17 protein-coding genes, 2 pseudogenes and 1 riboswitch are annotated in these 22,898 nt (G+C 36.4%); of the genes and pseudogenes, 7 read left to right on the top strand and 12 right to left on the bottom strand.

Features of this window, described 5'->3' with window-relative positions; all coding sequences use genetic code 11:
• Positions 1–284: 284 nt before the first annotated feature.
• The gene (locus tag ACHABW_RS16245; RefSeq protein ID WP_435756696.1) at positions 285–947 is read left to right on the top strand and encodes an SIMPL domain-containing protein; all 663 of its coding nucleotides are present in this window, start codon (positions 285–287) and stop codon (positions 945–947) included.
• Between the two features lie 174 nt (positions 948–1,121).
• Here ACHABW_RS16245 and prpB read toward each other — a convergent pair.
• From prpB to ACHABW_RS16200, 9 genes and pseudogenes are all read right to left on the bottom strand, one after another.
• Positions 1,122–2,031 (bottom strand): annotated as a pseudogene (gene prpB, locus ACHABW_RS16240) (methylisocitrate lyase).
• Positions 2,032–2,048: 17 nt separating this feature from the next.
• Positions 2,049–3,471: pseudogene (locus ACHABW_RS16235) on the bottom strand (bifunctional 2-methylcitrate dehydratase/aconitate hydratase).
• Positions 3,472–3,484: 13 nt separating this feature from the next.
• A complete protein-coding gene (locus ACHABW_RS16230) occupies positions 3,485–4,468 on the bottom strand; it encodes an SLC13 family permease (RefSeq protein ID WP_435756694.1) in 984 nt (327 codons plus the stop codon).
• The gene (locus ACHABW_RS16225; protein WP_435756692.1) at positions 4,431–4,871 is read right to left on the bottom strand and encodes a hypothetical protein; all 441 of its coding nucleotides are present in this window, start codon (positions 4,869–4,871) and stop codon (positions 4,431–4,433) included. Before ACHABW_RS16225 ends, ACHABW_RS16230 begins: the two co-directional genes overlap by 38 nt.
• 16 nt (positions 4,872–4,887) lie before the next feature.
• The gene (locus tag ACHABW_RS16220) at positions 4,888–6,387 is read right to left on the bottom strand and encodes a tripartite tricarboxylate transporter permease (protein WP_435756690.1); all 1,500 of its coding nucleotides are present in this window, start codon (positions 6,385–6,387) and stop codon (positions 4,888–4,890) included.
• A 16-nt stretch (positions 6,388–6,403) separates the two neighbouring features.
• Positions 6,404–6,862 (bottom strand): tripartite tricarboxylate transporter TctB family protein, encoded by a 459-nt coding sequence (locus ACHABW_RS16215; RefSeq protein WP_110937762.1) that lies wholly within the window; start codon positions 6,860–6,862, stop codon positions 6,404–6,406.
• Positions 6,863–6,931: 69 nt separating this feature from the next.
• Entirely contained in the window at positions 6,932–7,936 is a 1,005-nt protein-coding gene (locus ACHABW_RS16210; protein WP_435756755.1) for a Bug family tripartite tricarboxylate transporter substrate binding protein, read from the bottom strand.
• Between the two features lie 213 nt (positions 7,937–8,149).
• Positions 8,150–8,821, bottom strand: coding sequence for a response regulator (locus ACHABW_RS16205; RefSeq protein ID WP_435756687.1), 672 nt, complete (start codon positions 8,819–8,821; stop codon positions 8,150–8,152).
• A gap of 17 nt (positions 8,822–8,838) precedes the next feature.
• Positions 8,839–10,428 (bottom strand): ATP-binding protein, encoded by a 1,590-nt coding sequence (locus ACHABW_RS16200; RefSeq protein WP_435756685.1) that lies wholly within the window; start codon positions 10,426–10,428, stop codon positions 8,839–8,841.
• A 483-nt stretch (positions 10,429–10,911) separates the two neighbouring features.
• Here ACHABW_RS16200 and ACHABW_RS16195 point away from each other — a divergent pair, with 483 nt between their 5' ends.
• From ACHABW_RS16195 to ACHABW_RS16175, 5 genes are all read left to right on the top strand, one after another.
• A complete protein-coding gene (locus ACHABW_RS16195) occupies positions 10,912–12,687 on the top strand; it encodes an SLC13 family permease (protein WP_435756683.1) in 1,776 nt (591 codons plus the stop codon).
• Between the two features lie 247 nt (positions 12,688–12,934).
• Positions 12,935–14,614, top strand: a complete 1,680-nt coding sequence (locus tag ACHABW_RS16190) for a methyl-accepting chemotaxis protein (RefSeq protein WP_435756681.1) — start codon at positions 12,935–12,937, stop codon at positions 14,612–14,614.
• A gap of 125 nt (positions 14,615–14,739) precedes the next feature.
• Positions 14,740–14,859, top strand: a complete 120-nt coding sequence (locus tag ACHABW_RS16185; RefSeq protein ID WP_435756679.1) for a YfhE family protein — start codon at positions 14,740–14,742, stop codon at positions 14,857–14,859.
• 299 nt (positions 14,860–15,158) lie between these two features.
• Positions 15,159–15,273: riboswitch (TPP riboswitch) on the top strand.
• 142 nt (positions 15,274–15,415) lie between these two features.
• Entirely contained in the window at positions 15,416–17,200 is a 1,785-nt protein-coding gene (thiC, locus tag ACHABW_RS16180) for a phosphomethylpyrimidine synthase ThiC (protein ID WP_435756677.1), read from the top strand.
• A gap of 17 nt (positions 17,201–17,217) precedes the next feature.
• On the top strand, positions 17,218–17,391 hold the full coding sequence (locus ACHABW_RS16175) for a serine protease (RefSeq protein WP_435756675.1): 174 nt from the start codon (positions 17,218–17,220) through the stop codon (positions 17,389–17,391).
• A 493-nt stretch (positions 17,392–17,884) separates the two neighbouring features.
• Here ACHABW_RS16175 and ACHABW_RS16170 read toward each other — a convergent pair whose 3' ends face one another.
• The 3 genes from ACHABW_RS16170 to ACHABW_RS16160 all read right to left on the bottom strand — a co-directional run bounded on the left by ACHABW_RS16170 (position 17,885) and on the right by ACHABW_RS16160 (position 20,814).
• Positions 17,885–19,219 carry an MFS transporter gene (locus ACHABW_RS16170; protein ID WP_435756753.1) on the bottom strand — a complete coding sequence of 445 codons (1,335 nt, stop codon included), beginning with the start codon at positions 19,217–19,219 and terminating at the stop codon, positions 17,885–17,887.
• 169 nt (positions 19,220–19,388) lie between these two features.
• Entirely contained in the window at positions 19,389–20,153 is a 765-nt protein-coding gene (locus ACHABW_RS16165) for an MBL fold metallo-hydrolase (RefSeq protein WP_435756673.1), read from the bottom strand.
• A gap of 250 nt (positions 20,154–20,403) precedes the next feature.
• A complete protein-coding gene (locus ACHABW_RS16160; protein WP_435756671.1) occupies positions 20,404–20,814 on the bottom strand; it encodes an Lrp/AsnC family transcriptional regulator in 411 nt (136 codons plus the stop codon).
• Between the two features lie 252 nt (positions 20,815–21,066).
• Between ACHABW_RS16160 and ACHABW_RS16155 the strand changes: the two genes are divergently transcribed.
• Positions 21,067–22,068: an LLM class flavin-dependent oxidoreductase gene (locus ACHABW_RS16155; protein WP_435756751.1), complete on the top strand. Its 1,002-nt coding sequence runs from the start codon at positions 21,067–21,069 to the stop codon at positions 22,066–22,068.
• Positions 22,069–22,898 lie beyond the last annotated feature (830 nt).

Genomic DNA, 22,898 nt, shown 5'->3' with positions numbered 1-22,898 from the left:
GATTCATTCTTATAGGTAGTCCAGTTTCCAGGTGGAAAATAAAAGGAGTCCTTTCTTGAAGCACTAAAAAAGTTATTTTGTACTTTTTTAGTGCTTTTTATTTGTTTTATTTTTAGCTGTATTCTAAGTAAATTAGTGTTTAATTAAGAACAGAGAGGTACGCCAATTTACTCTAGTTGACGCTTTGCTACAGCTGATCATATGTAAATTCACCACGAAAGTGTCAGGAATACTTCGCCTAGCATATAATATGAAAGGAAATCGGTATGGAAGGTGGAACAAAATTGGTTTATAACCCCTATAGTGAACAAGATGAACAGGATTTTTCTCGTAGGATGATTGTCACCGGAATGTCCAGTCTTTCCGTAGCACCAAACACAGCGAGTATAAAATTAGAGGTAATTACTGAAAACGAATTACTTACTCAGGCACAAGAGGAAAATGCCTATGTGATGAACAGAGTCATCCAATCCCTCTTGGAAGTGGGCGTCTCCCGTGAAAACATTCAAACAACAGCTTATCATATACACCCTATGTACGATTATGTGGATGGCCAACAAGTGTTTAGAGCTTATCAGGTGAGAAATGGCGTGACTGTTATGATTCTAAACGTTGGTCAAGCCGGCACAATTATTGATATTGCAGTTAAAAATGGAGTGAATAGTGTTTCTGACATTCAATTTTCAGTTGCCAATCCACAACAATATTATCAAAAAGCCCTTAGCAATGCGTTACAAGAGGCAGTGGCAAAAGCACAAACAATGGCTGCAACGTTACAGGTAACGTTAGATCCTATCCCAATTAAAATAACAGAAAATTTCAAGGAAGAACCACAGACATTTAGTACATTCGCTGCCTTGGAAATAAGCCAAGTAACGCCGATTGAACCTGGGAAAATTGTTATTGAAGCTAGAGTTGAGGCACAGTTTCGTTATTTAGAAGCTTGAAACTGATTAGTGACTCGTTTAGAACAAAATAGAAGTTTTAATTGTCTAAATTATCAAAGGTGCTGGTAGATTCACTAGAGACACCAGTCCCTTTAATTAATGTAATTATCCTAACAAATGACAGTGTATAAAGATAGTCACTAGGATACTCTTCTTAGTAACCAAAGATCCATTTCATTCATGATATTTTTCTGAGAAGGTCTTTGCGATCCCTTTATCTAAATTTTCGTATTCATGGTATTGTATGGCCTCATATAATTCTTTTCGTGTTTGCATTTTATCAAGCTTTTCCTTTTGAGAGCCTTTGTCGTAAATCTCTTGGAAAACATTTTCATAAGCTTTTGCGGCGGCACGAAGTGATGTAACAGGATATATTACCATAGCAAAACCAAAAGAAGTAAACTCGTTCGCCGAGTAATAGGGTGTTTTTCCAAACTCTGTCATGTTTGCCAGTATAGGTGTATCTAATTCATTTTTGAACCGGAGAAACTCTTCTTTTGTAATCAAGGCCTCGGGAAATAAGGCATCTGCTCCAGCATTTATATAAGATTGGGATCGGGTGATAGCTGAATCCATTCCTTCCACACTGTAAGCATCTGTACGTCAACAACTATCAAATCTGGTGCTACCTCTTTTATTGCACGAATTTTTTCGGTCATTTCATCCGTGGATACTAAGCTTTTACCATTCAAATGTCCACACTTCTTTGGCATCATTTGATCCTCAAGTTGAACAGCGGCTACTCCCGCTTCAACCATTTCTCTAGCAGCACGAACTACATTTAATACTCCACCATAACCTGTGTCGATATCAACTAATATAGGCAAACCCGTCGCTCGAATAATTTCTTTTGCTCGATCAGCAACTTCATTTGAATAAATTATTCCAAGATCGGGTAATCCTCGACTTGCCGTATATGCAGCGCCTGATAAATACAACGCCTCAAACCCAATTTGCTTTGCAACAATTCCTGCCATTGCATCATGGACACCAGGAATTTGTAATATAGCATCGTCATTCATTTTTTTAGAAATGCTTCAGCTAGTTCAGATTGATTTCTAACTTTATTAACCAACCAAGTCAACGTGCACTCCTCCTTACTTATGCCATCATGGATGTCATAAATTCATTTACTTTCATTTTTAGAAATTTCTCTTTATCTTCACATAGTTCATATAATGAATGTATTTGTTTAGATGCATACACTGCTTCCAGATTACTTTTAAACTTTTCTAGTAACTTTGGTAATCCTTCTTTTCTTCTAAAGCGATGACCAATAGGGTACTCTACAGCTACTTTTTTTGATGCAGTCCCATCCGAATAAAAAATTTGAATTGCATTGGCGATAGAACGCTTTTTTGGATCTAAATAATCTTTCGTGTATTCTTTATTTTCTACAATGTCCATTTTTTCACGCAGTTTATCAATCAGTGGGTTTTTAGCCGTAGCTTCTTCATAGTGGTCGGCAAGGACATCCCCAAAGATTAAACCAATAGCTGTTATATACTGCAAACTATGATCACGATCAGCAGGGTTAAGTAAAGGTCCTTTTTTGTCAATAATGCGGATGGCAGACTCATGAGTAGTAATAACTATTCTTTCAATATCGCCCATCCGATCCTTTACTTCTGGATAGAGAATAACAGCGCATTCAGCAGCGGTCTGTGCATGAAACTCTGCGGGGAAAGATATTTTAATTAAGATATTCTCCATTACATAAGAGCTTAGCTCACGTTCAATTGTTATCTCTTTATTATGAAACATGACATCTTGAAAACCCCAATTAGATGTCGACAAAGCAGAAGGATAACCCATTTCACCCTTTAGCGCCATCAATGCTAAGCGTACACCTCGACTTGTCGCATCACCAGCTGCCCATGATTTGCGGGATCCAGCATTAGGGAAATGACGATATGTCCGAAGGGGGCCATTATCTATCCAAGCATTTGATATGGCATTTATAATCTCTTGTTTTGATCCCCCAAGCATTCCTGTTACGACTGCAGTTGTGGCAACTTTCACATATAAAACGTGATCAATTCCTACTCTATTTAAACTATTATTCAAAGCTAATACCCCCTGAATTTCATGTGCTTTTATCATTGCTTTCAATATATCTTCCACTGTAAATGGTGCTTTTCCTTCTAACACGTTTTCCTGACTAATATAATCTGCTGTTGCTAATATCCTCCAAGATTATCAGAAGGATGTCCCCACTCCGATGCCAGCCATGTGTCATTATAATCTAGCCAACGAATGGTACAACCAATATTAAATGCAGCATGAACCGGGTCTAAGACATACGATGTACCGGGAACTCGCGCCCCATTTGGAACAACTGTTCCAGGAACAATTGGACCTAAGTGTTTCGTGCATTCAGGATATCTAAGTGCAAGAAATCCACACCCTAACGTATCTATCAAAATATATCTAGTAGTCTTTATAGTATTAGGACTGTAATCTTCATAATTCACAACATATAAGCAAGTTCTTTTAAGGTATCATCTGTTTTATTCAACGCCATTATAAACCTCCTATTACCAAATGAAATATGTCCAGATAATTGCTACATTTATAACGACTATACTTGTAATAATTCCAATCGTGTATTGTTCTTTTTTAGTAAAGACCCCAGTTTCAAATGCATAAAATGTTGTAGGCGAATGGATGGGGAGAATCATGACACCCCCAATAATCATCACGACTAAAAATGCCAAAGCAGTTACAGATAATCCTAAAGTTTCAGCATAGTTAATAATAACGGGAAAAATGACAATCATTGATGTCGAAGGAACCACAAACATGAATCGTAATACAAAAACAAAAACTGCTATAAAAACAATTTTGGTAAAATCACTAGCCCCAAGAGGTAATAACCTTAATAGTTGTTCAGAAAGTACTTGTGCTGTTCCATTGGAATCAATGATCATGCCTAGTGAGAACGAAGCCCCAAGTAGTAAAAAATTCTCCCAATCGTATTCTCGTATCAAGTCATTGGTTACCCAGCCGATTTTTGGTAACGCGAAATATGCAACTAAGATCATTGGAGGAAGTATTAGAGGAACATAATCTTGACTAAGCGTTATCCAACATAAAATCATAAAAATAAATGGAATCATTGTCAGCCAAAATTTATTAGGTAAAACATGGTCGGGATCTATTTCTTTTGATAAAATCTTAGTTGCAGTTGCCATATCATCTGTTTGATTTTTAAAGTAAAACCATACTATAACACTAATAATAATCATGGAGAGCCAAAGGGGAGGTGCAATGCGTAAAAACCAGGCTAACCAACTTAAGTCGACGCGTGCATAGTCTTTTAATAGCTGGGCAGCTAGAATTGGAAATCCTCCACCAGTAAAAACTACCATGGTTGCTTTTTGATTCATCATACCGATCACATATAAACTAAACTTTCTAAAAAAACTATCTGCTCCAAATCCGTAATGAAGATTCAATTTTTCAACAAGTGGAAGCATAATTTTAAAACGCGCAACTGCTGAAGGTAGAATAATAGGCATAATATAGAATTAAAAGTGGTAAACCTATTAAAACACCTTTAGCTCCACCCTTACTAAATTTCAAAAGTATTTGTACAAATACTTTGTCTACGCCAGACTTTACTAAAGCTTGACTTACTATAGATAACATTAAAATAAAGTATAAAGCAGGTGATAAAAAGCCAACAAAAGCTTCCTCAGGGCGCTCTACTAGTTGAAATGCTAAAATGCATGCTAACAATAGAATACTAGATGCACCAGTAGGCATTGGAGCTGCAGTCCATAAATAGATGGCTAATGCTAGAAGTACCAATGTCCATTTTTGTTCATTCGAAAAATCATTCACCAATTCAGATTGCCAAGAAACGATAATAGCTGTAGCAAAGAGAAAGAAAAGAAGTAAAAGTACTTTATTTCGAACCATTTACCTCAAATCCTTTCTAGACTTTAGCATTCTTTCTATTTCTTCTCCAATTCAAGATTCCCGGAACAGAGAATGATAGGAATGCAATGATAAGCAACGTCAGCGGTAAAGGACTGCTGACAAAAATATTAAAGTTACCATTTGAAATTGTCATTGACTGTCTAAACGATTGCTCCATCATTCCTCCTAAAATAAATGCTAATATAAATGGAGGAGCAGGGAACGAGTATATCCTCATCAGGAATCCGATGATACCAAATACTAACAACATGTATAAATCAAATACGTTAAAACTAATAGAATACACACCGACTAAACTAAACGTAATCACGAGTGAGATTAACAAAGGTCGTGGAATGCTTAAGATTTTGGCCAGATAAGGAATAAGTGGTAAGTTTAAAACTAATAAAAAAACATTACCTATATACATACTTGCAATAATGCCCCAGAAAATTTCTGGTCGGTCGGCCATAAGCAGTGGACCGGGTTGTACACCAAGAACTAAGAATGCTCCTAACATAACTGCAGTTGTACCAGAACCTGGTATTCCTAAACTCAGCAATGGGACAAATGCACCACTCGTCGCTGCATTGTTCGAACTTTCTGGAGCAGCTAAACCTTTAATTGAGCCCTTGCCAAATTCCTCTGGATTTTTCGAAAGCTTTTTTTCAAAAATATAACTAATAAAGGAAGCAATCGTTGCACCTGCCCCTGGTAATACGCCAAGAATAAATCCTACAAAAGACTGTCTAGAGACTGGTCCGCTCATTTCTTTAAAATCTGCCTTCGATAATTTTAAACTCCCAAGCTTCTGACTATCACTTAGCGAGCGATTTTTTCGGTTTAAAACCAACATACAAACCTCTGCAATGGCAAATAAACCTAACGCAATGATGAGAAAATCGAACCCGTCTAATAAATTAACATTGCCGAACGTAAATCGTTGCGTTCCTGTTTGTGGATCAATCCCAATTGTCACAACCATAAAACCTGTAACTGCAGAGATTAGTGCTTTTGTTGTTGATCCTTCTGACAAACTTGAAATCGCAGTTAATCCCATTAGCATTAGTGCAAAGTAAGCTGGAGGGCCAAATGAAATGGCAACACTTGATAAAGCTGGTGCAAGAAGCATTAATAATAGGACACTGACAGTACCACCTATAAAGGAAGATATTGCAGCAATTGCAAGTGCTTTACCTGCTTGACCCTTCTGAGCCATAGGGTAGCCATCAAAAGATGATGCAACAGTACCTGAAATACCTGGTGCATTTAATAAAATGGATGAAGTGGACCCACCAAATACAGCACCATAGTAGACACCTGCCATCATGACAAGTGCTGGAGCAGGATTCATCCCATAAGTTAGAGGAATCATGATGGCGATAGCACTGATCGGTCCAAGACCTGGCATCATTCCAATCAGTGTTCCGACAACAACGCCAATTAACACAAACATGATGCCTTCAAAACTTAAAGCGACCTGAAATCCGGATAGTAGACCTTGAAATGAATCCATGATATTTCTCCTCTCTCTATATAGGTAAGATTCCTTTTGGTAATACAATTCCTAAAGCGAAAACAAAAATACAGTATAATATGACCGGGAATAATATGGACACAGCCAAGTTGGTTTTCCATTTCTCGTATCCTAAAAACCATGAACTAAAGAAAATAAATATAGCAGTCATGATAACAAAACCAATAAGTTCAAAAAATAAAATGTATACAAATATCATTCCAAAAACCGAAGCTAAAACAAGTACTTCTTTTTTTGGAATTGCTCTTTTCGCTTTCTCGGCGTCAGTTTCAATTGCTTTCGAGAAATACAAAAAAAACGATAATACGAGAAGGAACCAACCTAGTCCTTTCGGAATGACATCTGCATCAACAGCTGTATAAGGATACGAAGGTAATTGATAACTTAATATCAAATAAACAGCTGCCAATAAAAATAATATCAAACCAATTCGTTGATTCATCGTTTTTATCATGAATAACCCTCCCATCAATAGAGAAGATAAAACTATTCGAGTAACCAAATAGTTTTATCTCAAGATATATTAATTTCCAAGTCCTACTTCATCTAACAATGTTTGAATCTCTTCTTTTTCTTCATCCAAAAACTGTGTATATTCTTCATGATTCAAATACATTTCATTCCATCCATACTTTTTTCGAATTTCTGCAAATTCTTCCGAATCGCTAAGTTCTTGAAATTTTTCTTCGTAGTATTCGATTGCAGCCTGATCCATATTCGGTGGACCAAAAAATCCACGCCAGTTGACAAATGTCTCATCTATCCCTTGCTCAATAGCAGTTGGGAAGTCTGATAAAATGTCTCCTTCTAATCTTTCTTCCGCAGTAATACCTAGTACTTTTATGTTCCCAGCACGCACTTGTTCTACGGTTTCAGCTACACCCGTTGAGTAAACATCAACACTACCGTTCAATAATGACGTTAATGCACCACCATCTTGATCTGACACGTACTTCACCTTTTTTACATCTACTCCAGCAGCTTTGGCTATACGGATAAACTGGATGTGATCCATACTACCAGGTGCTGATGCACCAATCACGGTTACACTTTCTGGATCCTCTTTCATCGCAGCAAATAACTCATTTAAGTCGTTGTATTCACTGTCAGCTTTCACGGCAAATGCTGCATAATCTGCAATCATATTTGATAGTGGAGTAAAGTCTTCATGGCCATAATCAGATTGTCCATTTAATGGAACAAACATAATTGGTGGTGAAGATACAAATAAATTGTAAGGGCTATCATCTTTTTTATGAATATAAGCCCATGCAATAGCACCACCGCCACCTTCTTTGTTGATCACAGCCATATTGGAATCAATAATTCCGGTTTCACCAAATGTTTTTACAACTTCACGTGCGGTAGTATCCCATCCACCACCTGCACCACCCGGAGCAACAACTTCGATTGATTGCGTTGGTTCAAATTTGCTTCCATCTTCACTATTAACGTTATCTTCACTGGCACTGTTGTTTGCGCTTTCATTACTGTCAACCGCATTATTGGAATTGCAGGCAACTAACATGAATGCAGTGAAACAAATAAATAGTAATGTTCCTAATTGTTTCATAAAAAGACCCCCTGTTTGTGAAATTTGAGTGACAATGCCATCTCTTAAATGAAGTATAAAGTCTATCTTCCGTTATGTAACCGTTTACAATCTAAGTTCCATAAAGTTCTTTATTTTCTTTTTGTTCATAAAAACCACAAAAAATAGCCTATATGAATATAGGCTATTTCATTTACGGTAATAATGACGCTCTGGACGGCCGACAATACCATAATCTAATTTTGCGTAACAGTAATCTACTGAAACTAAGTATTCTAAATAACGTCTAGCTGTGGTTCTGGATGCTCCCATTTGTTCACCCATTTTTTCAACTGATGTCCCTTTAGGAGAAATAACAAGTATGTCTTTTACTTTGTCGAGTGTTAAAGGATCAATGCCTTTCGCATATGTTTTAGTTTCTAATTGAGCACTTTCGATGCCGAAATAGCGATCAATAAAGGATTGATCTATTTCATCTACTTCATCAAAAGATGCCTTTGTTTCTTGATATTGCAAAATTGTTGCCTGAAATCTTTCAAAAGTTGCTGGCTTTATAATAATTCCCCTTATTCCCATGCGAATTGCTTTTTCCATAAATCCTTTTTCAGTTGCAGCAGTAACAAGAATAATATCAATATTATTTTTGTGAAGACGGATCTTTTCAATTAAATCAACACCCATTCCGTCCGGCATATAATTATCAAGTAAGATCAAATCAACATCATTGTTTTGAATAAATTTAACAGTATCCTCACAGCATGTTACTTTGCCTACTAAAGTTGTGTCGGAAACTTTCGCTAAAAATTGTTCATGTATACCAGCTACACGAAAATCATCTTCTGCAATTAAAATACGAAGCATTCACAAAATCCTCCCCTCTACCATCTAACAATTTTTGGTAGGTATACCGTAAAAATTGCACCGCCATTTTTGTCTTGGTTAATTTCAATTGAACCCTGCAATGAATCAATAGCATTTTTTACAATAGATAATCCATAACCCCTACTTTTTTTATCCTTTGTAGAGAAACCTTGCTCAAATAGCCTCCCCATTACAACATTATCAATGCCTTTACCACTATCTGCAACTTCTATTACAATATCTTGCCCAATATCTGTAATAAAAAAATTCACTTCTTTAAGAGGCAATAGCGCAACTTCTTCAATGGCATTATCAAGTATGTTCCCAAGGATATGAATCACTTTGGAAATATCCATATGCTGAGGTAACTCAGACAAAGAACTGTTGTCATCAATACTTAATTTAACCTTTAATTCAGAGGCCTTACCTAATTTACCTAATAATATCGCTTGAACTTTCTTATCTTGAATTTGATCAAACATGTGGCGTATTTGATGTTCATGATATCTATTCTCTGCTTGAATTAAATCAATTACTTCATCATATTGACCTAACTGTAGTAACCCGGATATAGTGTACAGTTTATTGTTATATTCGTGTGTCTGCGCTCTCAAACCCTCTGAATACTGCTGAATTTCTGAGAGCGTATTTAACATTTCTTCGAATTCAGTTTTATCTCTGAAACTTGAAACCACTCCAACAATTTTTTCGTCGTCTTTAATCAATGTCCTATTAACCAGTAAGACTTTATCCCCAATTAGTATCTGCTCATCTTTTGGAGCTTCACTTCCCACTGTTAGCATTTCCTTCATTTGTGAATTTGGAATTACTTCCTCAATGTGCTTATTTACACTTTTTTCGTCCAATTTTAATAGTTTTTGAGCTGAGTAATTCATGGAAGTGATTCTACCATCACTATCAATGGATACTATTCCTTCAACAATGGAAGATAAAATTGCTTCTCGGTCTCTATATAAAGCTGCTATTTCTCTTGGCTCAAGTCCCATAGTATCTTTTCGGATATTTCGAGCTAGAAATACACTGCCTATGATTCCTAGAACTAATATAATTAGTGAAAACCCTATTACTTCAAATATGTTACGAATAATCATTAATTGAATATCATCAATCATATAGCCTACAGAAACAATCCCTATAACCTCTCCTGCCTCATTAAATATCGGTGCCTTGCCACGCAAACTTGGCCCAAGTGATCCTGCTGCTTCGGAGATATAATATTCATTATTTATTAATGCTCGTTTGTTGTCTCCTCCCACCATTCTTTTTCCTATTTTATATTCATTTGGATGGGAATACCGAATGCTCTCTAGGTTTCCAACTACTACAAATTCCGCATCTACTAGTGTGCGAAGGTTTTCCGCAATCGGTTGAATGACTAACGCAGGGTTTTCATTATCCATTGCTTCAATTACACTAGGCATAATTGAGACTGTTGTTGCCACCTCAAGTGCACGGACTCCAATGTTTTCTTTTGTATCCTGCATTTCCTTATAACCAAGTATAAAGCTAATGGTAATGGTGATACCTAATATAATTGTAATATTAAGTAGTATAATTTTTGTCTGAAGAGAGAGAGTTTGAAACATTGTATTCTCCTAAGTTTATTTTTCAGTGTAGCATAAAAAATTATTCAAATATATATGGACATTTTATACCCTTCGCCGACATTAGTTTATTCGAAATTAAAATGTTGAGTGATGAGCAGTGTCTGTTGTAGTTCGATTCGAATTATTTGTAATCATTAGGATGTTAAATTGCTTTGTTACCCGGGGGTTTAGACGGTTATTCAATGAAGGCATGTTGAACTGTGGCACACTTATTTAATTTCTGGTGTATTTAATTAAATACCGATCGTCATGAATGAATGTATCAGAAAGACCCCCACTAGCATATATAGAAAAGAATTCGTTATGGAAGGTGGACTATTTTTGATGTATAGCCTTTTAAAATGAACTTCCATTTAACTATTCACAATAAATAACCAAAATATATATGGACATTTTAATCCCAACCCTAATATAATAAAACAAATGAGTTTACTCGGAATTGAAATGTGGAGTGGGTGAATAATGTCTTTTGAAATAGGATTCGTATTAATAGTCATCATTGGGATGTTAGTTTGCCTTGTGAAAGAAATAGCCAGGCCGGATTTTGTTGTCTTTTGTGCATTGGCAGTTTTATTGTTGAGTGGAGTATTGTCTCCAACTGATGCATTAAGAGGATTTTCCAATGAAGGCATGCTGACTGTGGCACTCTTGTTTATTGTTGCTGGAGCAGTAAAACAAAGTGGTGTATTAAATAGTCTTGTAACTAAATCGTTAGGTTCCGGTAAAAACCAGCGAACCTCGCTTATACAAATGATGGTTCCTATGTCAGCTCTGTCAGCCTTTTTAAATAACACACCAATCGTGGTAATGTTTACACCGGTCGTTCGAAAATGGTGTAAAGAGCGAAACATTTCTCCGTCAAAGTTTTTAATCCCACTTTCTTATGCAACAATTTTCGGTGGGACATTGACGTTAATTGGTACCTCTACGAATCTGGTAATTCACGGATTTATGTTAGAGCACGGGATGGAAGGTTTCTCCATGTTTCAACTCGCAATTGTTAGTCTGCCAGCGGGTTTGATCGGGATTTTATATATGTCTACGATAGGATATAAGCTTTTACCGGATAGAAAAACTTCGGAAGAGTCTTTCGATGAAAGTTCCCGTGAATATTTATCCGAAGCATCAGTCGAAACAGACTCCCCGCTAAGTGGAAAGACAATCGAAGAAGCGGGATTAAAGAATTTAGAAGGACTATATCTGATTGAAGTAATTAGAAACGGAGACCGCATTGTTCCCGTTCCGTCATTTATGAAACTAAAAGCGAATGACCGATTAATTTTTACAGGGTTGTTATCAACAATTGTTGAATTGCAAAATATAAAAGGCTTAAGAGTAGAGACCGGAACAAGTTTGAAGTTAGAAAACCTGCAAAATGGAAGTGCTAAGTTAGTAGAAGCAGTCGTTTCCCATCAGTCATCTTTAATCCAACAGACCGCGATTGAAAGTAAATTCCGCAGTAACTATGATGCCGGTATAGTGGCTGTCCACAGGAACGACGAAAGAATAAATAACAAAGTGGGCGAAATTAAATTAAAGGCGGGAGATACACTGCTTTTATTAGCTAACAAGGATTTTAGCAATAGGTGGTCTAACTCAGGAGACTTTTATTTAGTTTCACCAATAGAAGACCCCGAAATAGTGAATCCTAAGAAATCTATTATTACCGTTATAACATTGCTTTTAATGATATCTCTTGCAGCATTTAGTATTTTACCAATGTTAAATGCTGCGGTCTTGGCTGTGACGATCCTCTTTTTAACGAAGACTGTCACTTTTGAAGGCGCTCGAAAATATATTCAGTTTGATGTCTTGCTGTTAATCGCGTGTGCGATAGGAATAGGAATTGCGCTAGAGGAAACAGGAGCAGCTACTTTACTTGCTAATCATTTTGTCCAGATTACGGAAGGGGCAGGAGTTTTAGGGGCGATTATCGCTGTTTACTTTCTAACGACTGTGTTTACTGAGATTATAACGAATAATGCTGCCGCAGTATTAATGTTTCCAATATCGCTTGCCATTGCAGACCAGCTGGCAGTGGATCCTATGGCATTTTTCGTGGCTATAGCCATAGCAGCATCAGCAAGCTTTTCGACGCCTATCGGCTATCAAACGAACTTGATTGTGTATGGACCTGGAGGCTATCGTTTTTCTGATTATCTGAAAGTAGGTATTCCCCTTAATATCATCTATTTAATTGTGACAGTAGTTATTATTAATTTTGTCTGGATTATATAATTTGATATAAATGATTTTTTTCCTACAGTCCTAATTCTCTATAAAAAAGATAAGCTTATGATAATAACTTTAATTAAAAAACTAGGTGGTGGCTTTGTAAAAGCTGTTATCTAGTTTTTTATCATAGAGTGAAGTTAAAATTAAACAAGGCTGTAAAAAAATAAAAACTTTTATTACAAAAGCTTAATTGCGTGTCATATTCTGTCGATATATAGAATATAGATGAAAAATTGATGGGGGATGCACGATGAAGAAGATTGGGACAAAATTGTTTTTAGGTTTTTTTGCGGTAATATTGCTATTTTACATTGATATGGTGGTTATTAGTTATTTTCAAACGAGTATTCAAGGAACGACGGAGGAAGTAAGTGAGGCGTATACTGAACAGTACCTTTCCTCTGAAATAAGAAGTATCTCAAGAGATAAATCTCGATACTTGTTATTGTATACTTTTCTCGGTGCCGAAGAATTCATTGGTATTTATGAACAATTAATGAGCGATCAAGAAGGGTACTTCGATGAGTTGGAAAAATTTATGAATACGGAAGAGAAACAACAGCTTTTTGATAATATCCTCACTCAATTTACTGTAGTAGACGAGGCTTTTTCTAATGATGTCATCCCAACCGTGCAAGCAGGTGAAGAAGTAAATCTAGATACTTTAGGAGCGGCTGAAGAAGTGATTGTAACAAGTACTGCACGTATCATTGAAATTGCAGCAGCAGATGTTCAAGCGGCTCAACAAAAACAAGCCAATCAATTTTCTGTCTCTCTATGGGTTTCAGTTATTGTATCACTTGTTTCTGTGATCGTTGGTATACTGATTGCTGTTTATATTGGTAGAAATATTACCCGACCAATAAAAGAAATTCAAGCCTTTAGTACACAAATCGCTAACGGGGATTTAACAACCGAGCCTCTAGAAGTTAAATCGAAAGATGAGATTGGACAATTGACGAACGATATGAATGTTATGAGAGAAAGTATTCGAAACCTCATTATTCAGACTTCAAACATTTCTGAGAGTGTTTCTGCTTCTAGTGAAGAATTGTCTGCATCTTCAAAGGAAATGTTACAAGGAAGTGAGCAAGTTTCTGCGACATCTCAAGAAATAGCGTCGGGAGCAAGTGCTCAAGCAACGAATACTGCAGAAACATTAAATATTGTTCAACAAGTATCCGCGGATATGGCTAGCATGAATGAAGAATTAAAGGTCATGGAAAAAGCATCAAAAGATACGGAGCTTTCCTCTAAGCAAGGAGAAGAAAGAGTGAAAGACTCTATTTCTCAGATGAAGCGTATCAGAGAAAAAGTAATTGCTACAGCAGGAACAATCGAAGGCTTAGGTGCAAAATCAGATAGTATTACCGAAATTGTTCAAGCGATCGAGAATCTTTCTTCACAAACAAATTTATTGGCGCTTAATGCAGCAATAGAAGCAGCACGAGCAGGTGAACACGGAAAAGGTTTTGCGGTGGTAGCAGATGAGGTTAGAAAACTGGCGGAAGACACTACCAATTCAACGCAAGAAATTAAAGAAATTATTCAAGCCGTTCAAAATGAATCAAAGCAAGCAACGATAGATATGAAAGAAGTTGTTACGGAAGTAAAGCAAGGGGAGACTGTCATTGAGGGAAGCGGTCAATCATTTACTGATATTGCGGACAATATTAAAAAATTAACAGAAAGAATAGTTGCGATTTCATCCTCTACAAATAGTATCAATGAAAGAAGTAACCGTGCTTTGGAATATGTAGAGAACATTGCCAGTGTAACGGAACAATCTTCAGCTGGTACAGAAGAATTGTCTGCTACGATGGAACAACAAAGTGCAGCGATGCAGGAAATGAATAATATGGCTACTGATCTTTCTAAAATGGCAGAACAATTAACCGCACAAATCTCAGCATTTAAATATGAGAAATAATTGTTCGGTGGTTCATAAGTGTGGCCGACGCGAATAGTTCTATTTCTAGTGAAGTCTGATGTTTATCTATTTTTAGGAGCGGGAAAGGAATTACTATCTCGCTATTTGAAAGGGGTTATGTAATCATGGAACTGCATCAAACGTTAACGGATAGAAATAATGGACTAAGTTCCGCCCAGGAAGTTCATTATAGTAGAGATTTTAAAAAGGCAGAGAAAGCTGCCCGATCCGTAAAAAGTAAATAATCGGTTAACTAGATTGAAAGATACATGAATGATGAAGGGCGCTGGAAAAGTGAAGGTTTACTTTTCCAGTGCCCTTTTTATCAAGTTAATTTATAAAACTATCGGTTTTCAAGAGATTGTTGTTTTCTTCGAACAAAGCTGAGCGGTAAGTCCTCCAAACAACCTCCCATGCTAATAAAACAATAAAGTACATATAAAAGAGGCCATGTATTTTCAATTAATGACTGGATGAAACAGGGGAAAAACCTAAAATATGTTTGACTTTTCTGAACAATTCTATATACTGAGGGTAATCGAATAGAAATAACTAGGGGAGCCCAATAAGTTGGGCTGAGAAGGAAACACGATAAAGTTTCCTGACTCTTTGGACCTGATCTGGATCATACCAGCGTAGGGAAGTTAGAATTACTATCATTGCGAATTAACTTCTGCATGCATATTAGCCGGGTCCACCATTTTATAAGGGGCCCGGCTTTTTCATGTACATTTATAAACTTTTCCGCATGGTGTGGTCTGTGTCTGGTCCTCTATTTTTTAAAAAAAGGGAGAGATTTAGATGTCGACTGCATCATTCAACGAAGAAAATATTTCCATTATGTCCAATTTTTCAAACAGTAAAAAGGTTTATGTGACTGGTTCTAAATCCGATTTGAAGGTTCCGATGCGTGAGATTGAATTAAGTCCAACGACAGGGACTTTTGGGGAAGAAGAAAATGCACCAGTACGTGTTTATGACACAAGTGGTCCTTATACGGATCCGAGTCATACTGTAGACATAACGAAAGGCATACCTGCCGTTCGAAGTTCTTGGATTAAAGACCGTGGAGATGTGGAGGAGTATGAAATTCGTAAAATTAAACCTGAAGATAATGGTTATAAAGATGAAAATGATCCAAGGGCGACGCAAAAAGTATTCCCTGGTTTAAAGAGAAACGTATTACGTGCAAAACAAGGAGAAAATGTCTCTCAGCTTCACTACGCGAGACAAGGAATGATCACTTCTGAAATGGAATTTATTGCGCTAAGAGAAAATGTAAATGTAGAGTTTGTCCGCGAGGAAGTTGCTCTAGGACGTGCAATTATTCCTGCTAATATCAATCATCCAGAAATAGAACCAATGATTATTGGTCGTAATTTTCATGTCAAAATTAATGCCAATATTGGAAATTCAGCTGTTTCCTCCTCTATAGAAAAAGAAGTAGAAAAGATGACGTGGGCCACTCGTTGGGGCGCTGATAATATAATGGATTTATCAACTGGAAAAGACATTCATACAACGAGAGAATGGATTATTCGCAATTCAGCGGTTCCTGTTGGAACAGTACCTATTTATCAGGCGTTAGAAAAAGTAGATGGGGTCGCCGAGGACCTTACTTGGGAAGTGTATCGCGATACATTGATTGAGCAAGCTGAGCAAGGAGTCGATTATTTCACGATTCATGCAGGTGTTCTATTACGCTACATTCCTCTGACCGTCAAACGCTTGACTGGAATTGTCTCTCGTGGTGGCTCGATTATGGCCCAATGGTGTTTACACCATCATCAAGAAAGTTTTTTATATACTCATTTTGAAGAGATCTGTGAAATTATGAAAGCTTATGATATTTCCTTTTCGTTAGGGGATGGATTACGACCAGGATCGATTGCGGACGCAAACGATGAAGCGCAATTCGCCGAGTTAGATACGCTTGGTGAATTGACAAAGGTGGCTTGGAAACACGACGTCCAGGTGATGGTAGAAGGACCGGGTCATGTGCCAATGCATCTGATTAAAGAGAATATGGAGAAGCAATTGGAGGTCTGTGAAGAAGCGCCCTTTTATACACTTGGACCGTTAACAACAGATATTGCTCCAGGTTATGATCACATTACCTCTGCGATCGGAGCGGCAATGATTGGCTGGTATGGGACAGCAATGCTTTGTTATGTCACCCCAAAAGAGCACTTAGGTTTACCGAATAAGGATGATGTTCGCGAAGGGGTCATTACGTACAAAATTGCCGCACATGCTGCTGATTTAGCCAAAGGACATCCGGGAGCACAAAAAAGAGATGACGCTTTGTCAAAAGCTCGTTTTGAGTTCCGTTGGAAAGATCAATTTAATCTTGCTTTAGACCCTGAAAGAGCGATTGAGTACCATGATGAAACGCTACCAGCTGAAGGGGCAAAAACCGCTCATTTTTGTTCGATGTGCGGACCAAAGTTTTGCAGCATGAGAATTTCTCAAGACATTCGTAATTATGCGAAAGAGAATGAATTGTTTACAAAAGAAGACATTGAAAAAGGCATGAAAGACAAAGCAGAGGAATTTAAAAAATCCGGTGGAAAAGTTTATCAGTAAGATGAAGGAGGTTCGTTATGCAGGCGAAAGTCCAAAAGATTGAAGAAGAAATTAAACAATCGAAAACGCAACTGGCCTTTTTAGAGTCAAGCTTAAAAGATATTCAAGAAAACTGTAACCATGAGTATAAGAATGGACCGTTATATAAAGAATGTGTTCAGTGTAACAAAGTGGAAGTTTTATATTACTAGACGTAAAAGAAACTGACCCGAGTTCGGGTCAGTTTCTTTTATTCATTGCCCGGTTGTTACGGCTTTGAAATAAAGTTCGATGTTATGATAAAAAGTTGATATGTAGGATTTTTCTTGTTCAGCAATAGGGCCATATTGTGGAATAAATGTGGCTTTGGAATATAGTCACGAAATTTATAAAAAATCTGATCTGATTAATAATCCGGTGTTAATATAGGATTTTTGATTGTTCTACAAAAGGGTTGTTTAGTTCAAGAATCAACTAACGGAGCATTTTCAACGCTTCGGAGCATAAGTTAGCAAAACCCTCTCATAGATATTATCATTTTGAGAGGGTTTTTATTTAAAGTTTGTAGATTTAGGGGGTGTAAGTATAAAGGGAATTATAAGCCTTCCCGTACTAAAAGCATTTCGAATCGAATTTACTTCCCCAAAAAATAAGTGAATTTAATGTCTGGTAAGATTTTTCAATGTATAGGAAAACTATATAGCTTTAGCTTTTTACTTGATTCCATCTAGAATACCAAACAACTACAGGTATAAGTAACAATGATATAAAGGCACCAGAAATTGATAGTACCGTATAACTAGAATGTGCGACAACCATTCCTGACAAGGCTCCACCTGCTGCTCCTGATAGTGCTACAAAGACATCGAATGTTCCTTGTGTTTTCGCACGTACAGATGGATGTGTTGAATCTATAATGAGAGCAGTTCCCGTTAATAAACCGATGTTCCAACCTACACCTAGTAATACTAGTGCTAGGATTAGCAATAATAATGAGTCTGCAGGTGCAAAAGCTGCCACCAATCCAGCGGCAAGGAGTGTAGCACCTGAAGCAATAGCCATAACAGTGCGACCAAACTTATCTACTAATAAACCAGTCAATGGTGAAGGAAGATACATCGCTGCTATATGGAACCCTATAACTAATCCCATTTCGCTCAAACTATGACCGTGATGTCCCATGTGAACTGGTGTCATTGTCATAATAGCTGTCATGATTAGTTGAGCTAAAATCATTATTACAGCTCCAACCATAATTCCTTTTTTGTTTATGGTAGGATTTTTTAGACTTCCTCTTGTCTGAATTTTATGGTCTTTTTTCTCAGCATTCGCAATTGCTGTAGATACAAACAGTGGATCTGGACGAAGAAAAATTAAGAGAATTAATCCAGCAATAATAAAAGCTGCTCCTGACATGATAAACGGACCAGCTAAATTTGGAACACCAATTGATTCTGCAAATTCTCCCATTGGAGTAACTAAGTTAGGAGCTACTACAGCTCCTAAAGTAGTAGAAACCAAGGCCATACTTGCAGCAGTCGCTCGTTGTTTCTCATTTGCAAGGTCTGTCCCTGCATACCGAGCTTGAAGATTAGAAGCCATACCTGCTCCATAAATAAGAAGAGCAACAAATAAAAGGGCAATGCTGTTGATTAAAGCAGCAATTACAACACCTATAGCACCTAATCCACCTATAAGGAAACCACCTGCAAGTCCAGCTCTACGACCAAAACGTTGTGAGGATGCTCCTATAAGTAGTGCAGCTACGGCAGTTCCAAAAGTAAAGAGGGCAATTGGAATTCCTGCTGCATTTTCTGAACCTAACATTTCTTTTGCAAGAAGCGCTCCAACTGTTATCCCAGCACCAAGTCCTGCTCCCCCAAAGATTTGAGAAAGAATCAAGATTTTTAATGTTTTTTTATAAAGTTGGTTTTGTTTTTTAGGAAAATCAATATATTCTTGCAACCATAAAGGCTGATGTGTTGATGTATTTTCAACTTTTTTTGCCACAACTCTATCTCCTAAACGAAATAGCTTTATAGCTTTTCGAATTTATTTGTCATCCTTTGTGCATGTTATTTCATATATTCGCATCGCTTATATTTATAATTAGAAGAAGGTCACAATTAAATGGTAGATTGGTAGATAATTATGACCTTCTTATTTCTAAATTTTAAATATCAACACGACAATATTGTCGGTGTTCATATTAAAATGAGTATGATTCACCATCTTCTGGTACTAAAATGTTGCTTAAAAATTCTTTTTCTTTACTAAAGTTTTTTAATTCTTCTCTAGATAATGTCCAATGGTTAACAGCTTCCATATGAACAGAAATAATCTGAGCATTAGGAGAAGCCTTGTGAACTTCATAGATGTCTTCTTTTCCCATGATGAGCGAACCTAATTCTAACATTTGATTATCTCCACCATTAACCACAATGATTTCTGGTTGATGTGTATGAATCTCCTCTTTGATAGCATCTTGCCAAACTGTATCACCAGCTACATATAAGACTTTCTCACTTGGGTGCTTGAATACTACTCCACAAACTTCACCCATTAATTTTAATAACTCTTCGCCTCTACCATGTTCACCTTTTGTTTTTAATAATTGGATACTTTCAAAAACAGTGTCTTGTTGTAGTACTTCTACATTTTTGAAACCACTTGCCTTTACTTCTTTTGCATCTGCTTCATTTTGAACAAACATTTTGATATCTTTAGGCAATAGTTTTTTTGCCAGATCATCAAAGTGATCAAGATGTAAATGAGTAACAATTACTGCATCTACGCCATCCAGAATGTTATCAATTGATGTTGGCAAACTCACCACAGGATTAAACAGATTTTGTCTGATCATAGCAGGGAAAGCAGGGTACGTACCTTTCTCTGCTAACATAGGATCTATTAAAAACTTTTTATTTGCATATTCTACAACGATTGTTGCATTTCGAATTTGTGTAATTTTCATATTTACAACTCGCTTTCTATTTTTATTTGTCTTATTTGACAGAGCTAAGTGTATAATATCGGCAGAGTTTAAATACATAGATAAAATAATGTATTTTAGCGCTTTAACTTTATTTTCAAAGGAATTAACGTTCAAATAGACCAAACAGATAAAAAAATTATATACAAAAGCCCTAGCTGGTAAGTTTCACGTCCAAGCTAGGGCTTTATTATAGAAGGTATGACCAAACATCTCTGTTTTATTAAGTAAACTATACACTAATAACAATCGACACTTTATAGTTTGCAAATTTATTTAAGTCTTTTAAGAATTGATCTAATACTTCATTAGAGGGGAATTTACATTCAAGCAAATAGCAACTGTCTCCACTAATTTTGTAATTGTTTATTACATAATCATCTTTTGTTTTTATAAAAGCTAAATAGGGATGATGATCTATATTGTTGATATAAATATTAAGAAATGCATGTATAGCAAGTCCTAACTTCACATGATTCACTTCGATACTACATCCTGTTATTATACCGTTGTCTAATAACTTCATTATTCTTGAAGTGGTTGCCGGTGAAGAGAGATGCACTTTTCCCCCTAATTCTTTTATTGTCATTCGACTATTTTTTGATAGTTCCTCTAGTATTTTTTTATCTATTTCATCAATCATACTCTTGTTTCCTTTCTTAAAACTAGGATAGATATTACCTAAAGTGTTCGATATACATTTTTCTTGGCTTAAAAACTTAAAAAATAAACTTAAACCGCGAAATAAACTTATTTTTCTTATGTATTTAGCGATTAAGAAAATATATGCTTAATATCATACAAAATCAATAAAGAAATGTACATCCTAAATAAAGGGACATACTGTTGTACGTTTTCGGTTGTATAAAGAAAATTAATTTTTTGAGGTGAAATGATGAAAAAATTTGAAATATCTGTTTTATCAGTAGCTCCATTAAGACAAGGAGAAACAATGAAGCAAGGAATTGATTCTGCAGTGTCATTGGCCAAAGCTGTAGATAAAATGGGCTATAAACGGATTTGGTTTGCAGAGCATCATAACCACGACGCTTATGCAAGTGCAGCTACCGTATCAATCGTACAGCATATATTAGCAAATACAAAGGACATACGTGTAGGCTCAGGCGGTGTTATGTTGCCAAATCATTCTCCATTGGTCGTAGCAGAGCAATTTGGAACGCTTGAAACATTATATCCAAATCGTGTAGATTTGGCATTAGGTCGCGCGCCGGGAACGGATCAAAAAACTGCCGATGTGATTCGTCGTTCGAATCATAATGGAGTGTTTTTCTTTGAAAGAGAAGTTAAAGATATTTTGCGTTATGTCGGGGATGAGAGTGTGCAGGGAGAGGCTCGTGCTTATCCGGGTATTGGAACGCAAGTACCTCTTTTTGTGTTGGGAGCCTCAATGGATTCAGCAAAAATCGCTGCAAACCTTGGTTTACCCTATGCATTTGGCGCTCAATTTTCACCTCATGCGATGGAAGAAGCGCTCGCTATTTATCGAGAAAATTTCCAACCGTCTTCTTATTTACAAGAGCCTTATGTGATCGCTTGTATTAATGTGATTGCAGCAGATTCAATGGAAGAGGCATCCTTTATTTCTGCAAGTCATTTACAGGTTTATATTGATATTTATACAAATAATTTAAGTCAGCTTATTCCACCAACTGTAAATTTCCTTGAATCGTTATCACAATTTGAATTAGAAATTCTTCATCATCGACTAGGATATACAATCATGGGGGATCCAGAAACAATTCGCCGTGATCTAATTGAATTCCAACAGATGTATCAAGTAGATGAATTAATTGTGTTGTCTAATATTTACGAATTGAGCAAGGAAATTCAGTCTTACGAGATTTTAAAACATGTTGTGGATGAGTTGTTTGAGTAAAGAATTCAACAATCTGGTCCTTATCTACAGTACCAGCTTGAAAATATTCTTATAAAGTTGATAGAGTACAGACTTTATCTTTGCATACATGTAGTCATAGATAGGCGTTTTGGAAACGTAATTTAGGCTCTAAAAGGTTAAAAATTTTGTTGATAAGCTGATACGTTTTATTCATTAGATAACCAGTCGAACTACTATACCCTACCGCGCTTCGCTTACTATCCTTGATGTATCTTTGAATACGTTAAATACTATAAAGTTTGACTATATATAATGTTTCCGCAAAGATAAAAATCTATCATTTTTGTACCATTTTGATATGTTCACATACGTTAAATACTGTTTAAAATCATACTGTAGATAAAGGCGCGATTCTGTAATAAGAATTGCGCCCTTTCTATGTGAATAGGGCCAGATTGCGTAGTAGACTTATACTGCGCATTAAATATGTAACGGATAGCTTAATTTATACTATGGGTTCGGGATGCTTATGATGGGATTGAAATAGAGTAGAAACACTACAAGTTACCTTGAATGGCTCTAAGCCTTTAAGGTTTTTCTTTATGATTTTTAAGGTAAAAAGACCATAAGTAGCTTTTAAATTATTACCACAAAGAACTAGTTGCAATTAAGGTTGAAAGGATAACTGATGTAAACTCTATCTTAAGGAAGTAACGAAGGCTTTTCTTGAATAATAAGAACCTTTTCTAAGTCTATTAAAAAGGGATTTTTCTTTGAGTGACCGATCTTTGATTTCCTCTAAACAATACATTCAATAAGTAACTTCAACTTAAAAGGCATCGATCCTTCTTGGATTAATGCCTCCGTTT

The sequence above is a fragment of the Salipaludibacillus sp. CF4.18 genome, assembly GCF_051262595.1.
GTDB lineage: Bacteria > Bacillota > Bacilli > Bacillales > Salisediminibacteriaceae > Salipaludibacillus > Salipaludibacillus neizhouensis.
This window is presented reverse-complemented; position numbering and strand designations above follow the sequence as displayed.

Bases quoted from the DNA above. Each gene is read 5' to 3' on its own strand.
- ACHABW_RS16155 (WP_435756751.1), top strand. From the start codon at position 21,067: ATGAAAAAATTTGAAATATCTGTTTTATCAGTAGCTCCATTAAGACAA.
- ACHABW_RS16215 (WP_110937762.1), bottom strand. From the start codon at position 6,862: ATGATAAAAACGATGAATCAACGAATTGGTTTGATATTATTTTTATTG.
- ACHABW_RS16230 (WP_435756694.1), bottom strand. From the start codon at position 4,468: ATGCCTATTATTCTACCTTCAGCAGTTGCGCGTTTTAAAATTATGCTT.
- thiC (WP_435756677.1), top strand. From the start codon at position 15,416: ATGTCGACTGCATCATTCAACGAAGAAAATATTTCCATTATGTCCAAT.
- ACHABW_RS16225 (WP_435756692.1), bottom strand. From the start codon at position 4,871: ATGGTTCGAAATAAAGTACTTTTACTTCTTTTCTTTCTCTTTGCTACA.
- ACHABW_RS16200 (WP_435756685.1), bottom strand. From the start codon at position 10,428: ATGTTTCAAACTCTCTCTCTTCAGACAAAAATTATACTACTTAATATT.
- ACHABW_RS16185 (WP_435756679.1), top strand. From the start codon at position 14,740: ATGGAACTGCATCAAACGTTAACGGATAGAAATAATGGACTAAGTTCC.
- ACHABW_RS16190 (WP_435756681.1), top strand. From the start codon at position 12,935: ATGAAGAAGATTGGGACAAAATTGTTTTTAGGTTTTTTTGCGGTAATA.
- ACHABW_RS16220 (WP_435756690.1), bottom strand. From the start codon at position 6,387: ATGGATTCATTTCAAGGTCTACTATCCGGATTTCAGGTCGCTTTAAGT.
- ACHABW_RS16160 (WP_435756671.1), bottom strand. From the start codon at position 20,814: ATGATTGATGAAATAGATAAAAAAATACTAGAGGAACTATCAAAAAAT.
- ACHABW_RS16195 (WP_435756683.1), top strand. From the start codon at position 10,912: ATGTCTTTTGAAATAGGATTCGTATTAATAGTCATCATTGGGATGTTA.
- ACHABW_RS16210 (WP_435756755.1), bottom strand. From the start codon at position 7,936: ATGTTAGTTGCCTGCAATTCCAATAATGCGGTTGACAGTAATGAAAGC.
- ACHABW_RS16165 (WP_435756673.1), bottom strand. From the start codon at position 20,153: ATGAAAATTACACAAATTCGAAATGCAACAATCGTTGTAGAATATGCA.
- ACHABW_RS16175 (WP_435756675.1), top strand. From the start codon at position 17,218: ATGCAGGCGAAAGTCCAAAAGATTGAAGAAGAAATTAAACAATCGAAA.
- ACHABW_RS16205 (WP_435756687.1), bottom strand. From the start codon at position 8,821: ATGCTTCGTATTTTAATTGCAGAAGATGATTTTCGTGTAGCTGGTATA.